Annotated in this window: 12 protein-coding genes; 6 read left to right on the forward strand and 6 right to left on the reverse strand. The window is 64.0% G+C overall.

All coding sequences use genetic code 11. The annotated features are described in order from the left end of the window. The 3 genes from ettA to Q0082_RS01200 all read left to right on the forward strand — a co-directional run. Positions 1-1,457 (forward strand): energy-dependent translational throttle protein EttA (gene ettA / locus Q0082_RS01190; RefSeq protein WP_298188958.1); only part of this gene is annotated, 1,457 nt, incomplete at its 5' end. A gap of 146 nt (positions 1,458-1,603) precedes the next feature. Beyond that, positions 1,604-2,770 carry an RcnB family protein gene (locus tag Q0082_RS01195; RefSeq protein WP_298188960.1) on the forward strand — a complete coding sequence of 389 codons (1,167 nt, stop codon included), beginning with the start codon at positions 1,604-1,606 and terminating at the stop codon, positions 2,768-2,770. A 319-nt stretch (positions 2,771-3,089) separates the two neighbouring features. After that, entirely contained in the window at positions 3,090-4,274 is a 1,185-nt protein-coding gene (locus tag Q0082_RS01200) for a calcium-binding protein (protein ID WP_298188962.1), read from the forward strand. 45 nt (positions 4,275-4,319) lie between these two features. On the opposite strand, the gene Q0082_RS01205 is transcribed toward Q0082_RS01200, so the two are convergent. Continuing rightward, complete coding sequence (locus tag Q0082_RS01205) at positions 4,320-5,834, reverse strand: M28 family peptidase (RefSeq protein ID WP_298188965.1); 1,515 nt, start codon at positions 5,832-5,834, stop codon at positions 4,320-4,322. Positions 5,835-5,963: 129 nt separating this feature from the next. Between Q0082_RS01205 and Q0082_RS01210 the strand changes: the two genes are divergently transcribed. Next, on the forward strand, positions 5,964-7,322 hold the full coding sequence (locus Q0082_RS01210) for an SRPBCC family protein (protein WP_298188968.1): 1,359 nt from the start codon (positions 5,964-5,966) through the stop codon (positions 7,320-7,322). Between the two features lie 11 nt (positions 7,323-7,333). On the opposite strand, the gene Q0082_RS01215 is transcribed toward Q0082_RS01210, so the two are convergent. Beyond that, positions 7,334-8,188, reverse strand: a complete 855-nt coding sequence (locus Q0082_RS01215) for a hypothetical protein (protein WP_298188972.1) — start codon at positions 8,186-8,188, stop codon at positions 7,334-7,336. A 146-nt stretch (positions 8,189-8,334) separates the two neighbouring features. Then, the gene (locus tag Q0082_RS01220) at positions 8,335-10,425 is read right to left on the reverse strand and encodes a bifunctional (p)ppGpp synthetase/guanosine-3',5'-bis(diphosphate) 3'-pyrophosphohydrolase (RefSeq protein WP_298188988.1); all 2,091 of its coding nucleotides are present in this window, start codon (positions 10,423-10,425) and stop codon (positions 8,335-8,337) included. 114 nt (positions 10,426-10,539) lie between these two features. Between Q0082_RS01220 and Q0082_RS01225 the strand changes: the two genes are divergently transcribed. Further along, positions 10,540-11,748: a glycosyltransferase family 87 protein gene (locus Q0082_RS01225; RefSeq protein WP_298188975.1), complete on the forward strand. Its 1,209-nt coding sequence runs from the start codon at positions 10,540-10,542 to the stop codon at positions 11,746-11,748. Positions 11,749-12,111: 363 nt separating this feature from the next. Here Q0082_RS01225 and Q0082_RS01230 read toward each other — a convergent pair whose 3' ends face one another. The 3 genes from Q0082_RS01230 to hemF all read right to left on the reverse strand — a co-directional run bounded on the left by Q0082_RS01230 (position 12,112) and on the right by hemF (position 14,076). Continuing rightward, complete coding sequence (locus Q0082_RS01230) at positions 12,112-12,666, reverse strand: MarR family winged helix-turn-helix transcriptional regulator (RefSeq protein WP_298188977.1); 555 nt, start codon at positions 12,664-12,666, stop codon at positions 12,112-12,114. Positions 12,667-12,772: 106 nt separating this feature from the next. Continuing rightward, positions 12,773-12,910, reverse strand: coding sequence for a hypothetical protein (locus Q0082_RS01235; protein WP_298188980.1), 138 nt, complete (start codon positions 12,908-12,910; stop codon positions 12,773-12,775). Between the two features lie 251 nt (positions 12,911-13,161). Continuing rightward, positions 13,162-14,076, reverse strand: coding sequence for an oxygen-dependent coproporphyrinogen oxidase (hemF, locus tag Q0082_RS01240; protein ID WP_298188983.1), 915 nt, complete (start codon positions 14,074-14,076; stop codon positions 13,162-13,164). Positions 14,077-14,120: 44 nt separating this feature from the next. Here hemF and pdeM point away from each other — a divergent pair, with 44 nt between their 5' ends. After that, positions 14,121-14,828 carry a ligase-associated DNA damage response endonuclease PdeM gene (gene pdeM / locus Q0082_RS01245; RefSeq protein ID WP_298188985.1) on the forward strand — a complete coding sequence of 236 codons (708 nt, stop codon included), beginning with the start codon at positions 14,121-14,123 and terminating at the stop codon, positions 14,826-14,828. Positions 14,829-15,013: the final 185 nt, after the last annotated feature.

Raw genomic sequence — 15,013 nt, forward strand, 5'->3', positions numbered from 1 at the left:
TCGGCTATCTCGAGCAGGAGCCCCAGCTCGATTCCAGCAAAACCGTGCTCGAAAACGTCAAGGACGGCGCGCGCGAGATCGCCGACATGGTCGACCGCTTCAATGCGATCGGCATGGAAATGGCCGAGGAAGACGCCGATTTCGATGCGCTCGGCGCCGAGATGGCCGAACTGCAGGACAAGATCGACGCGGTCGACGGCTGGACGCTCGACAACCAGCTCGAAATCGCGATGGAGGCCCTGCGCTGCCCGCCCGGCGATTGGCCGGTGGACAGCCTCTCCGGCGGTGAAAAGCGCCGCGTCGCGCTCACCCGCCTGCTCATCCAGAAGCCCTCGATCCTGCTGCTGGACGAACCGACCAACCACCTCGATGCCGAAAGCGTCAACTGGCTGGAGAACCACCTCAAGGAATATGCCGGCGCGGTGCTGATGATCACCCACGACCGCTACTTCCTCGACAACGTCGTCGGCTGGATCCTCGAACTCGATCGCGGCAAGTACTTCCCCTACGAAGGCAACTACTCGACCTACCTCGAGAAGAAGGCCAAGCGCCTCGAGCAGGAAAGCCGCGAGGACGAGGGCCGCCAGAAGGCCATCGCGCAGGAACTCGAATGGATCCGGCAGGGGCCGAAGGGCCGCCAGACCAAGTCCAAGGCGCGTATCAAGGCGTTCGACCAGCTCGTCGAATCCGCCGAGAACCGCCCCATCGGCAAGGCCCAGATCGTCATCCAGGTGCCCGAGCGCCTCGGCGGCAAGGTGATCGAGGCCAAGAACATCTCCAAGGCCTATGGCGACAAGCTGCTCTTCGAGAACCTCTCGTTCATGCTCCCCCCCGGCGGCATCGTCGGCGTGATCGGGCCCAACGGTGCGGGCAAGTCCACGCTGTTCAAGCTCATCACCGGCAAGGAGCAGCCCGACAGCGGCACGATCGAGATCGGCCAGACGGTCCACCTCGGCTACGTCGACCAGAGCCGCGACCACCTCGATCCGAAGAAGAACGTCTGGGAGGAAATCTCCGACGGGCTCGACTACATGAAGGTCAACAAGCAGGACATGTCGACCCGCGCCTATGTCGGCGCGTTCAACTTCAAGGGCCAGGACCAGCAGAAGAACGTCGGCAAGCTCTCGGGCGGTGAACGCAACCGCGTCCACATGGCCAAGATGCTCAAGCAGGGCGGCAACGTCCTCCTGCTCGACGAGCCGACCAATGACCTCGACGTCGAAACGCTGCGCGCGCTCGAAGAGGCGATCGAGAACTTCGCCGGCTGCGCCGTGGTCATCAGCCACGACCGCTTCTTCCTTGATCGTCTCGCCACCCACATCCTCGCGTTCGAGGGCAACAGCCACGTCGAATGGTTCGAAGGCAACTTCGAAGCCTACGAGGAAGACAAGCGCCGCCGTCTGGGCGATGCGGCCGACCGCCCGACACGCCTCGCCTACAAGAAGCTGACGCGCTGACGTCAGGCAATCCGTTCATGTTGGACACCGCCAACATGAACGGATGCCATTGTCATGGTTCAGCCATAGGACAGCAGAACTGCTATAGTCCGGATGCATGGGAGGCCCCGAGCGAGTCGGAGCCCCGTGTAACCGGAGCCGGGACCATGGCGACCAAGTCCGTATTGAAGAGCAGCGCATCCGCCCTTCTTGCCCTTTTGCTGGGCACGGCGGCCCTCATCCCTATCTCTGCCGCAGCGCAGGAGCGCGATCAGCGCGGTCCGGCGAGTCGCGGCATGGAACGCCCGGCGCAGTCCTCGATGCCGCGCCCCGAACGCGCGCAAGCTCCTTCGTGGCAGGGCCGCGAACGGGCCGCCAATCCACAGCCGAACTGGTCGCAGAGCCGCCCGGCCTGGTCACAGGGCAATCAGGCCCCGCGCCCGTCCGGCGATGGCGGCCGTCCGGCATGGCAAGGCGGGCGTCCCCCCGGCGATGCCGGGCGTCCCGCATGGCAAGGCGGCGCGGAGCGCGAACGCGGCGATCGCGGCAACGGCGCCTACCCGGCGGGCCAGCCCACCTTCGGTCGGCCGGCCTGGTCGCAAGGCGGCCAGACCCCGCAACCCGGCACGAGCGCGCCTTCCTGGGGCACCCGCAACCCGACCTATGTCGATCCCAACCGCGGCCGCGGCCGTGACGGCCGGGACAACGATGGCCGCGCCAGCAACGGCCGTCCTGGCACCATCGGCGGGCAGTGGCAGAATGATGGCCGCGGTAACTGGAGCCGCGACCGTGATCGCGACAGGGACCGCGATGGGAATCGCGATTGGCGCCGCAACAACAACGGCCAATGGTCCGACAACACGTATCGCAACTGGAACCGTGATCGCGATCGCGACCGCAATTGGGACCGGAATCGGGATCGAGACTGGAGCCGGAACCGCAACGGCTGGCGCGGCAACAACTGGGGCTATAACAACGGCTGGCAGAACGGCTACGCGAACGGGTACAACAACGGCTGGCGTTCGTGGGACCGCGACAGCTGGCGCCGCGACAACCGCTACGACTGGTACGGCTGGCGCAATCGCCACCGCACCACGTTCAGCCTTGGCTTCTATTCGGCGCCGTGGCGGGACTATTCCTATAGCCGCTTCAGCATCGGCGTGGTCATCGGCGCGCCATTCTACGACCAGCGCTACTGGATCGCCGATCCGTGGGCCTATCGCCTGCCCGCAGCCTGGGGCCCTTATCGCTGGGTGCGCTACTACGACGACGCGCTGCTCGTCGATATCTACAGCGGCGAAGTGGTCGACGCGATCTACGACATCTTCTACTGACGAACCTGCCCCCGCGAAAGCGGGGGCAGTCCGTTCGGCCAATGCAGCCATGTGCAGCGTAGCAAAACCTGAGTAGATTTGCTTGCGCGGCGCGCGATTATTTGACTTACCTTTGGCCTTCGAGCGCGAAGCAGGAGGGCGGCAGCAGCCGGTTCCGCCTTGCGCGCTGCTCGGGGGGCGCTGGTCGAGCCCGCAGGACAAGCCTTGATAGGGGCGCGCATCGCTTAGCTGCGCGAACCCCTGTCCCGTTTTCGTGATGCAGGCGGCAGCGTTCGTAACCGGACCGGGCCCCTTGCATCGTTCTTGTCTGGGGGGCCACATGACCATTTTCACTGCCGGTAAATCATTCCTGCCGTTCGGCGTCGACTTCACCCAAATTCTTGAGCTGAAAAGCGACTTTCTGTTCAAGGACAATATCGGTGCCGTGATCGACGGCATCACCTATCAGGATATCGCCGCCTATCAGTTCGGCGAGGTCAACGTGGGCACGGCCTATTTCCGTGGCAGCCGGCTCGCCGTCTCCTCCGCCGACGCGCTCACCGCCGGCACTGTGACCAGCTTCGGTTTCTACACCGGCACGATCGGCGATCTGTCCAGCCCGGATTGGACGGTCAGGGGAATCAAGGTTTCGGCCACCGAGATCGCCGCGATCATGGCCTCGCCGGACAGGAGTGACGATTCGGCGTTCTTCTCCAGCCTGTTCACGGGCAATGATCGGATCACCCTTTCGCCGGACGACGATTACTTCGAAGGCCTTGGCGGCAACGACGTGATCTTTGGCAACGGCGGCGGCGATGCGCTGTTCGGCGGCGATGGCAACGACAGGCTATATGGCGGCGGCGGCGACGATGACCTCTATGGCGGTCTTGGTGACGACGTGCTGGTTGGCGGAGCCGGTATCGATTCCGTTTCCTACGATGAAATCACCACCGCCGTAACCGTGAACCTCACGATCACGACGCAGCAGAACACCGGCGGCGGGGGTCTCGATACGATCAAGGGCGTCGAGCGCCTCTATGGCGGCATGGCGGGCGACACACTGACCGGAAGCCTCGGCAACAACGGTATCCTTGGCATGGACGGCGATGACGTGATCAATGGCCTTGCCGGCAACGACAGGATCTATGGCGGTCTTGGCAAGGACACCCTGACCGGGGGGGCCGGCAAGGACAGGTTCGTGTTCAACACCGATCCGTCCACTGCCAATGCCGATACGATCACCGATTTCGACCGCACCCTGGGCGACCGCATCGTGCTCACCCCGTTCTCCTTCGCCGCGCTTTCGGGCCAGAACGGATCAGGCATCCTCAAGGGCGAGTTCTATGCAGCTGCGGGCGCAACATCGGCGCACGATGCCGATGACCATATCATCTACAACACCACGACCGGCCGATTGTATTATGACGAGGACGGCCTGGGCGGCGCATCGGGCATCCTGATCGCAACGCTGGGGACGAACACCCATCCCACGCTCCTCTTCAGCGATATCCTGCTGGGCTTCTGAGGATTGCGGGCTGGCCGGATCAGCCGATCCGGCCGGTTCCGTGCACTATGGTCGCCCGCCCGGCGCCCACACAATCCGCCCCGGCGCATCGGCCGCTGCTTCGGTCAGGGCCATGAAGAAGTGGTTGAAATCGGCTGCGGCCTGCCAGTCGATCGGCGTCTTCAGATCGTCCGCCGGGTGGTGATAGCGCCGCTCGTACCAATCGCGATACTTCGCCCGCGAAGCATCGTCATAAGTTGCGAAGACAAAGCTCGCGCCCGGCACGCCCGCTTCCATCAGCGGCCAATTGTCCGAACGGCGCAGCAGATTGCGCTCGGGCTCGGGATCCTCCTGCACCGCGATCCCCCGCGCATTCGCCAGGTTGCGCACCAGATCACCGAGCGAGCTTTCCTTGAGGCCATGCACCGTCATCAGCTTCAGCGGATAGAGCGGGCGCACCTGATCGAGGTTGATCACCGCAGCAAGGCTGGCCAGCGGAACGGTTGGATGCGCGGTGAACCAGCGCGAGCCCCACAGCCCCTTCTCCTCGCCCGTAAACACCGCAAACAGCACCGGCCGCTTGAGCCCCTTGCCCGCCCGGCTTTGGCCGCCGCGCATCGCCGCGAACTGCTCGAGCAGCGCGACATAGGCCGCATCATCCAGCGCGCCGTTGTAGATCGCGTCTCCTGCCACCGGCTCGCCGCGTCCGTAGCCATCAAGATGGGCTGAGATCACCACCACCTGATCCGCCAGCGCCGGATCGGTACCAGGCAGCAGCCCCAGCACATTGGCCGAGCGCGTTATGCGCCGTTCCACCACCAGCTGCGCCGCCGCCGATCCCAGTTCCACTTGCGGCAGATCGCGCTCCGCGGCCCCGCTGCGCAGGATCTCACCCGCCCGCGCCGTCAGCCGCGCCAGGACGTCAGGATTGAGTACGCCCTGCAGCCACGCCAGCCCGACCTCGCTCTTGACCGCGTTCTCCAGCGGCATGACGCTGCGCGAATAGGCAAAGGGCCAGCGGATCGGCTCGCCCGGCAGGCCCGGCGCCGCGATCACCAGCATTCCCGCCGCACCCGCTGCCTGAAGCGCAGCGGCACGGTCAAAGCCCTTGAGCCGCGCCGGCGCCGGGCGGCCATAGCAGACCACCAGCTTTGCGCGCACATCGCCGATCTCGTCCTTGCCGCAATAGCCGCGGAAGGTGACAGCTGCCGACAGGACCCTCGGCGTCGCGGCGGAAGGCACCAGTTGCAGCTCGCGGTTGAACGCCAGCCGCTTGCCCCCGATCATGAACCGCGAACGCGCCTCGGTGAGCCGCAGGTCCTCGAAATCGATCGGCTGGAACCACCCGCGATCCGTTCCGGACGGCTTCAGCCCCGCCTCGGCGAACCGCTTCGCCACCAGCGCCGCCGCGCGGTCATAGCCGGGCGAGCCGGTATCGCGCCCTTCCATCGCGTCGGAGGCGAGCTCCCCGGTCAGCGCCCACCACCCGCGCGTCTCGGCATCCGGCGCCGCGCCCGGTCCGGCATGGGCCGCGCTGCCAAGCAACGCCAGGCCCCCGGCGACCCACTTCAGACGTGCCATTTTCCCCGTTCTCCCAAACCCCGAACGTCCCAGCAGCCAAGCCCTGCAGCCTAAGAGAATAGCCAGTTCTGTCCACCGGCATTGCGTTCATAACAGGCCGCATCGCAGTTCTTCTGCCGGGAGCCACCCATGGCCACAGCACGCCCCCAGCCCCACGCCCCCGATACCGCGCCGATCGCGATTCTCAACTTCACCAAGGATCGCTACATCACGCGCGAATGGATGGAGCGCGAACGCGAGGCGCTCTGGGCCCACACGTGGCTGGTAGCCGGCGTGGCCGCCGATGTCGCCGCGCCGGGGCAGTATTTCACCTTCGATATCGGCGCGGAAAGCCTGCTGATCGCGCGCGGCATCGATGGCGTGCTCCGCGCGATGCACAATGCCTGCACCCATCGCGGCACCCGCCTCGTGACCGAACCGCTGGGCGTGCTGCGCAAGGTCGTCTGCCCCTATCACGCTTGGGCCTACGGGCTCGACGGCGCCCTGCAAGGCGTCCCCGGCGCCGCCCGCTTCTCGAACTTCGTGCCCAAGGACAAGCTGGCGCTCAAGGTGGTCGAGGTCGGGGAAGCGCTTGGCCTGATCTTCGTCCGCCTCACACCCGGCGGGGTCTCGCTTGCCGATTTCCTTGCGCCGATCACCGGCCTCATCGCCCCTTACCGGCTCGAGGCGATGACCGTCACCAATGACCAGACCGTCTCGCACACCTGCAACTGGAAGGCGATCCTCGACAACTTTGCCGAGCTCTACCACGTGCCCTTCATCCACCCGCTGCACCGGCGGATGTTCGAATGCGCCAATGCCCCGTTCGAGCTGTTCGATCATGGCCATACCGCCGTCTATGTCGAAGGCGGCACCACCGATTCCGGCTTCCCCGTGCCCGACGCGCCGACCGACCTGCTCGCGATGCAATTGAAGGCCTTCGGTCTCGATCCGGCGGACTATCAGGGCCGCGTCGCGGATATCCGCCCCGCTCTGCAACGCGCCAAGCGCGCTGCCGCGAAGGAACAGGGCCTTGCTTACGCCGCGTTCAGCGATGCGCAGCTCAGCGATGTCTGGCAGTTCAACCTCTTTCCCAACGTCATCCTCTCGGTCACCCCCGAAAGCGCCTGGCTGATGCGCTCGCGCCCCGATGCCGATGACCCGGGCAAGAGCCATTTCGACATGATCACCCTCGTCCAGTTCCACGGCACCGAGGAGGACGCCGCCAAGGCCAAGGCCGCTGACGGCACCGAAGCCGGCACCCACTTCCGCCTCAACGGCCCCCGCCCCGCCGACTACCAGCGGCCCTTGCGTGACAGCTTCACCCACGAGGATATCATCGCCGGGCGCAAAACGATGACCGTCACCATAGACGAGGACATCTCCCTCCTCGCCCGCGTCCAGCAGGGCATGGCCTCAAGCGGGTTCCAGTCGGTCTGGCTGAGCGACGAGGAAGCGCGAGTGCAGCACTTCCATAATGCGCTGGATGCCGCGCTGGCGGGGGAGTGATAGGCCACAGTTCACGTCGGCAAACACCCGCTGTGGCTGTCGATTGCGGCGACAAAGCCCTGCATCAAGCGCTTGTGGGTTTCAGAACCCGCGTCTTTCCCGGTCTCCGCATCGGCCAGAGCTTGGGCTGCCTCTTGCAGCTCGGCCCAACTGATATGGCAGACCTGCAACCGCTTCGCGGCACCTTCGAACAAGGCGTCATGTTCGGCAAGCAAGCGTTCCAGCATCGAGTTCTTTTGGGATTGCGGGATGGATGCCAAGAAGTGTTCAGGCAAGCTGCCGTCTAAGGCACACCCCGCCTGAGTTAGCACACCTGTACCGTTGCGATTTGGTGTCACATAGAGCAACCCAATGCGTGAACGCGTTCCAGTCAATCGCTCCTCGCATACCATCAGTGCAAGGTATTTCAGGACTTGGCCGGGCCATGTTTTTGATCCGAGCTTCAGTTCAACCCCGACCAACGCATCTTCCGCGACGAAAAAGGCATCTTGCTGGGTTACGTTGCCACCTGCCATTTCGGGATAGCGCGCTGCGACTTCCCTTCCCAGTCGGTCCACTGCGCCATTGCCATCAAAGTTCAACGGTGAGAAAAACAAGCGCCGTATCGTTTGGCTGGGAGCAATGCCGAAAGTGATGTCGAAGATATGATTGAGCGGCTCTTCGAGACGTCTCATTCGCTCGGCATTCTCGCGCGCAGTACCCTTGCGAGTGTAGATCGATCCACCATTTTGGAGATAGCTGCTAGGAATGGTCACGGTCGCGCCATCGACTGTCCATTCCCGCTTGGGGATCGATGTCAAACCTAACAGGCCTGGGCTCCAATAGAGCTGATCAATCGTATCCCAGTATTTCAAATGCCAAGACAAGGCTGGCTCCCTGAATTTTTCCGAACGGTGTCAACTGTGCCCGTCATATGCGTCGCCGGACCAATCTCATTCATCGCCCCCCCCACGGTCAGCTTCTTGCGCCGCGTCGCCTTTGCGGAGAGAAGCTGTCAGTCCGCACTGGCCCCTCAAATCCGATCCGCCTGCGCCACCGCATCGCTCGCCCGAAGCGCGCTGACGATCCGCGTCAAATGCGCCAGATCGCGCACTTCGAGGTCCACTTCGTAGGTGTGGAACGGGTTCTCACGCTGGGTCATCTCCAGATTGACCACGTTGGCGTGGTTCTTGGCAAACACGCCCGCCATTTCGGCCAGCGTCCCCGGCCGGTTGTAAAGCTCCGCCCTGATCCGCCCCACCGCGCCATCGGTGCGCGCATCCCATGAAAGGTCGATCCAGTCGGCATCGACGCCGTCCGCCAGACTCAGGCAGTCGATCGCGTGGACCGTCACGCCCTGCCCCACGCGCCTCAGGCCGACGATGCGATCGCCCGGCACCGGGTGGCAGCAATCGGCAAGCTTGAACGCCATGCCCGGGGTAAGTCCGCGCACCGCGATCGCGCGCTGCTGGCTGGGCCAGCTCTCGCTCGCGGGCTGGTTCGCCGCACTGCCGGGCACCAGCGCTTCCATCACCTGCCGGTCGTCGATCTTGGCGCTGCCGATGGCGTGCATCAGCTCTTCCTCATTGGCGAATTTCAGCCGCTTGATCGCATCCGCCATCGCCTTCTTGCCGATCTTGCTGGGAAGCCGCTCGGCAATCTCGTCATAGAGCTTGCGCCCGATCTCGGCGATTTCGGCGCGCTCCTTCTGGCGCACCGCGCGGCGGATCGCGGCGCGCGCCTTGCCGGTGACGACGAACGCCAGCCACGAAAGCTGCGGCTCGCTGCTGCGGCTCTTAATGATTTCCACCACGTCGCCGTTGCCCAGCGGCGTGCGCAGCGGCACGTGCCGCCCGTTGATCTTCGCGCCCACCGCCTGCGCGCCCAGATTGGTGTGCACCGCAAAGGCAAAGTCGATCGGCGTCGCGCCCTTGGGCAGCTGATAGAGCGCACCCTTGGGCGTGAAGGCAAAGATGCGATCCTGATAGATCGCCATCTTGGTGTTCTCGAGCAGCTCGTCCGGATCGTGACTGGCCTCGAGGATTTCGACAAGGTCGCGCACCCAGCCGACCTGCCCGTCCGGCAGCGCGCCCTGCTTGTAGGCCCAGTGTGCGGCAAGGCCGAACTCGTTGATCCGGTGCATCTCGTGCGTCTTGATCTGCACTTCCACGCGCATGGCGTTGTTGTAGATCAGCGAGGTGTGCAGGCTCTTGTAGCCGTTCATCTTGGGCGTCGAGATGTAGTCCTTGAACCGCCCGGGTATCATCTGCCAGGTCCGGTGCAGCACGCCCAGGGCCGTGTAGCAGTCCTCCTCGCTCTCGGTCAGCACGCGGAACGCCATGATGTCGGTGATCTGCTCGAAGCTCACGTGGCGCTCGGCCATTTTGCGCCAGATCGAGAAGGGGTGCTTCTCGCGGCCGGAGACTTCGACCTTCAGCCCGGCCTCCGCCAGTGCCTGCTTGATCGAGAGCGCGATAGAGCCGACCTGCCCGCCTTCCTCGCTCTTGATCGCGGCCAGCCGCCCGGTGATCGTGGCATAGGCTTCGGGCTCCAGCTGCTCGAAAGCCAGCAGCTGCATCTCGCGCATGTATTCGTACATGCCCACGCGCTCGGCCAGCGGCGCGTAGATATCCATCGTCTCGCGCGCAATCCGGCGCCGTTTTTCCTCGCTCTTGATGTAGTGCAACGTGCGCATGTTGTGCAGCCGGTCCGCCAGCTTCACCAGCAGCACCCGCAGATCCTCCGACATCGCGAGCAGGAACTTGCGCAAGTTCTCCGCCGCGCGCTCCTTGTCGCTCATCGTCTCGATCTTGGAGAGCTTGGTCACGCCATCGACCAGCCGCGCGACTTCGGGCCCGAACAGACGCTCGACTTCCTCGACCGTCGCCAGCGTATCCTCCACCGTATCGTGGAGCAGCGCAGTCACGATGGTTTCCTGATCGAGCTTGAGCTCGGTCATCAGGCCCGCGACTTCGACTGGATGCGAGAAGTACGGGTCGCCCGAAGCGCGCTTCTGCGTGCCGTGCTTCTGCACGGTATAGACATAGGCGCGGTTCAGCATCGCCTCGTCCGCATCGGGATCATAGGCGAGCACGCGTTCGACAAGTTCGTACTGACGCAGCATTTCCATCCTAGATGGCCCTTGCCCGGCGCTCCCGACAAGGGAAAATGCCGCCACTGCGCAAATCTTTCATGCGCATGTTGCCAATGCGAGACCGCAGCGGCACGTAGGGGGCAGATGAACGAGGAACAATTGCCAGCGAACCTGACGGACCGTCTCAAGGCCAACTTGCGTACGCTCTCGTGGCTCGATGCCGGCAGGGTGCGCATCTATGCCGCGATGATCCTCGTCGCCTACCTGCCGATGATGGTGAAGGTCTACCGCGAGGCGACCGGCACTGTCGGCAGCGATTTCCTCGCGTTCTGGGGCGCGGGCCGCCTGCTCGTCACCGGCCCGGCGGCGCGCGTGTACGATCTTGTTGCCGAACACGCGGCGCAGATGGCCGCGGGCACCGGGCAGATGGTCGCCTATGTCAATCCGCCGCCCTACCTGTTCCTTGCCGCGCCGCTGGGGCTGCTGCCCTATGCGGCCGCATGGGTGGTCTGGGCGCTTGCCGGCTGGGCCGTCTGGTTCCTTGTCGCGCGCCGCGCGCTGCCCGGCGCCGGAGCTGCGGGCGCGCTGGTCGTGCTCGCCTTTCCCGCCGCCTATCTCGCCGCCAGCCACGCGCAGAACGGATTTGTCACCGGCGCGCTGCTGATCGGCGCCGTGCTCACCCTGCGCCGCTCGCAAACGCTGTCTGGCGCGCTGTTCGGGCTGCTCGTCATCAAGCCGCACCTCGCGCTGCTCGTGCCCTTTTGGCTCGCCGCAGGGCGCAAGTGGACTGCGATGGCCGCCGCCGCCGCCTCGGCTGCCGCGCTGTGCCTTGCCTCGCTCGCCGTCTTCGGGCTCGAGACCTGGCGCGCCTATCCGCAAAGTTTCGAGGTCAGCCAGGTCCTGATGAACCAGCCCGGCGCCGAATTCTTCCTGCGCATGTGCACGCCCTATGCGGCCTTGCGCGTCCTGTTCGGCACCACCGTCGCCCTCTATGGTCAGGCGGTCATCACGGTCATCACAGGCGCGCTCGCTTGCCTCTACTGGCGGCGCGCGCCATCGGACGAAGCCGCCGGTGCAATGCTCCTTGCCGCCACTGCGCTCGCCTCGCCCTACCTGTTCAGCTACGACCTGCCGTTCCTGATCATGCCCATTGCGTTCCTGATCGGCATGGGGCGGCGCGAAGGCTGGCGGCCGTGGGAGAAGTCGCTGCTCGTGCTGATCTGGCTCGCGCCGCTAGCCACCCGCGCCGCCGCGCTGCCGCTGGGGCTGAACCTCATGCCAATCCCCGCCGCGATCCTCGTAGCTCTCGTCTGGACCACATGGGCGCCGGCCAAGGGAACCCCGCAAGCCTGACCGCATTCCCCTGTAACCCTCTACAGGAGAACTGCCGTGAACGAGATTTTCTACCTCTGGGTGTTCCTGCTCGTCGCGCCGATGGTCTTCGGCGTCATCGATCTTGCCAACACCGGCCGCAGCCGCGCACGCCGCCCGATCTGAGCCAAGCTGATTTCGCGCAGAGGCGCTGAGGCGCGCAGATTGAGGCGCCGCTGCGCCTCTGCGGGAAACCTGTATCAATCTCACACCGCCTCGGGCAGCAAGTCCTTCCGAATGGCGTCGATGGGTCCGCCTGTCTTGCGGCCAAGTGACGCGGCCCGGTCCTGACCACGGTTGAACTCGGCATCGCGCCCGCTTCAGGTCATCCCCTCGCGCGGCAGTTCAGGCGAACAGCTTTTCGGAGTCATCGATCGATGCGGGCACTGTCGTCGACAGATACTCGATCATCTGGGTGTAGGCTTTGGCGGTCAGGTGAAGGAAGGCGCGCCGCGCGTCCTTGGGATCGTTTTCCCGCCAAACCAAGTCTTCGTTCTCAAGCACCAGTATCCAGCGCAAGGCGGTCGTCGATGGTACCGCTGCGCCAATACAGGCGCTCGTTACCGAGACGCGCCTGCCCTCCTTTTCGGCAATAAACAGGTCAAGCAGCAGGTCCCAAGCCGGCTCACCAAACAGAGAGGCGTCAAAGTACTTCGACCGCCGCCGCCGGTCAGAATAGGCGCGGCGCGCCAACTCAAGCCAATATGGATGATCTTGCGCCGAGTCATTGTCATCGGTCGCGGCGTTAATATCCGGCAAGCTCCATTCACTGCGCGTGGCAAAAGCCTCTAAATCTCGGGCAATTGACAGCAAGCCATTCGCAAAAGTGATGAGCTTCCGGGCACGTTGGCGGAGGTTGGTTGCCTGAGTCACACGCTGTCCATCGGTCAGAATTAGCACGAAGCTTAGTCCATTTCCGAATAAGTGGCATGGCCTTAGGGGGCGCATCGCCACTTAGGAAATACACTTAACTCAAACGCGTAAATTTTAACCAGGACTATCTGTTTCAACCCCGTTTCGGAGCGATCTGCTGCAAGACCAGCCGCTCATGAACGAGGTCCTTAACTGTCTGCAGATGTGCGGCGAGAACCAAATCGCCTATTTCTGAGGCATCTGCGAGCATCACATCGAGTTCACCGGTCATCCGGCGATATACATCGTGATGGTCGGAATCGGAGGAAACTTTAACCACAGGACCCACACTTTCCACGCTTAAGCTGGCGGATAACTTTTGTTATAATCGATAATCGTTACCGTCGCTTATAAGCAACACAGCGAAAATGGCGCCAAAAAGTTTTAGGTACTTCTTCTCATTTTGGCACATCAAAGAGCCAAGCAATTCTCCGGATAATGGAACAAATATCCTTATTTTTCAGTACTATATGCGCTGGTTAATCAATCCCACACCGCCTCTGGCGGCAGGCTCATGAGGATCGCGTCGATATTACCACCGGTCTTCAAGCCGAACAGCGTACCCCGATCATAGACCAGGTTGAACTCGGCATACCGGCCCCGCCAAATCAGCTGCTTTTGCTTGTCTTCGGCCGAAAAAGGCGTCGCCATCCGCCGTCGCACCAGTTGGGGGTAAATGTTAACAAAGGCGTTACCTACATCGCGGGTGAAGGCGAAGTTCGCTTCGAACCCGGCCCCATCGGCGCATTCGAGGTGGTCGTAGAAGATACCGCCGACGCCGCGATGGACCTTGCGATGCGGGATGTAGAAGTAGTCGTCCGCCCAGGCCTTGAACCTGTCGTAGTAGGCCGGATCATGCGCATCGCACGCCGCTTTGTAGCTGGCATGGAAGTCGGCGGTATCCTCGTCATAGGGGATCGGCGGGTTGAGATCGCCGCCGCCGCCGAACCACGCCTTGCGCGTTGTCAAAAAGCGCGTGTTCATGTGGACGGCGGGCACATGCGGGTTCGCCATATGCGCCACCAGGCTGATGCCCGTCGCGGTGAAGGCCGGATTGTCCGGGTCCGCGCCGTTCATCGTCTTGGCAAAATCCGCGCTGAAGGTGCCGCCCACAGTGGAGACGTTGACGCCCACCTTCTCGAACACCTTGCCCTTCATCAGCCCCTGCACGCCGCCCCCGCCATCAGGCACCGGCTCGCCATGGTGCTCGCGCTTCCACGGCGTGTAATTGAAGCTGGCATCGCTCCCCGCTTCGCGCTCGATTGCCTCAAACTCGGCGCAGATCCGGTCCCGCAGGCTTTCAAACCAGGTGCGGGCGCGGGCAGTCTCCGCGCTCCAATCCTCTTTGGCGCCAATCCCGTTGTCGACGGCCTCTCCGGCCTCTTGTGCAGTGCTCATGCCCAAGTCTTGCCAAGCCAAATGCAATCCGGCAAGGCCTGTCCATGGTTCCCGTTTCGTTCACCGCATTTGGCGCACCCTTCGCCTTTGCCGGGCAGGAGTTTGCGCTTGACCCGTCGCGCGCGCTCTATTGGGCGGAGGAACGCGCGCTGATCGTCGCCGATCTCCACCTCGAAAAGGCAAGCTGGTACGCCCAGCGCGGCCAGATGCTCCCGCCCTACGATAGCCGCGAGACGCTGTCCCGAGTCGCGGATGCCCTGCGCGCAACCGGGGCGCGCCGCGTCTTCTGCCTTGGCGACAATTTCCATGACAGCCACGGCCCTGCCCGGCTCGAGCCTCACGCTGCCGGCATGCTCGATGCGCTGATGCGCGCGACCGACTGGGTGTGGATCACCGGAAACCACGATACCAAGGACACGTCGGTCAAAGCGCAGGGCCTGCCCGAACTCACCGTGCGCGCCATCGCGCTGCGCCACGAAGCCCGCCCGGGCGAGACCGGACACGAGCTTTCCGGCCACTATCACCCGAAACTGCGCGTCACCGCGCGCGGCCGCAGCATCGCGCGCCCCTGCGCGGTCGCCAGCGAGCGCCGCCTGATCCTCCCCGCCTTCGGTGCGCTGACGGGCGGCTTGGACGCGGCCGATCCCTCGATCCTCGGCGCCCTCCAGCCCGCCCGAGCGATCGATGCCCTCGTCCCCGCAGCCGGCAAACTCGCCCGTTTCCCCCTGTGGCGCGGGGTGCCATCAGCTTAACCCCAAACCAACCTTCCCGCTTTATCTGCCGCCGCATTGTGATATGAGCGCGCGGGGGCCGGCGTGTAGCCCTCCCCCATTTTTGAAACATCAGGAGCAAGCACTATAGCCCCCCCACCCCGGCGCATGATGGCGCCCCCTGTAAAGACCGGCCCCCGCTACAACCAGCTCATCACCGTGCCCAA

This window comes from Novosphingobium sp. (assembly GCF_027489515.1).
Taxonomy (GTDB): Bacteria; Pseudomonadota; Alphaproteobacteria; order Sphingomonadales; family Sphingomonadaceae; genus Novosphingobium.

Bases quoted from the DNA above. Each gene is read 5' to 3' on its own strand.
- Q0082_RS01195 (WP_298188960.1), top strand. From the start codon at position 1,604: ATGGCGACCAAGTCCGTATTGAAGAGCAGCGCATCCGCCCTTCTTGCC.
- Q0082_RS01200 (WP_298188962.1), top strand. From the start codon at position 3,090: ATGACCATTTTCACTGCCGGTAAATCATTCCTGCCGTTCGGCGTCGAC.
- Q0082_RS01205 (WP_298188965.1), bottom strand. From the start codon at position 5,834: ATGGCACGTCTGAAGTGGGTCGCCGGGGGCCTGGCGTTGCTTGGCAGC.
- Q0082_RS01210 (WP_298188968.1), top strand. From the start codon at position 5,964: ATGGCCACAGCACGCCCCCAGCCCCACGCCCCCGATACCGCGCCGATC.
- Q0082_RS01220 (WP_298188988.1), bottom strand. From the start codon at position 10,425: ATGCTGCGTCAGTACGAACTTGTCGAACGCGTGCTCGCCTATGATCCC.
- Q0082_RS01225 (WP_298188975.1), top strand. From the start codon at position 10,540: ATGAACGAGGAACAATTGCCAGCGAACCTGACGGACCGTCTCAAGGCC.
- Q0082_RS01235 (WP_298188980.1), bottom strand. From the start codon at position 12,910: ATGACCGGTGAACTCGATGTGATGCTCGCAGATGCCTCAGAAATAGGC.
- hemF (WP_298188983.1), bottom strand. From the start codon at position 14,076: ATGAGCACTGCACAAGAGGCCGGAGAGGCCGTCGACAACGGGATTGGC.
- pdeM (WP_298188985.1), top strand. From the start codon at position 14,121: ATGGTTCCCGTTTCGTTCACCGCATTTGGCGCACCCTTCGCCTTTGCC.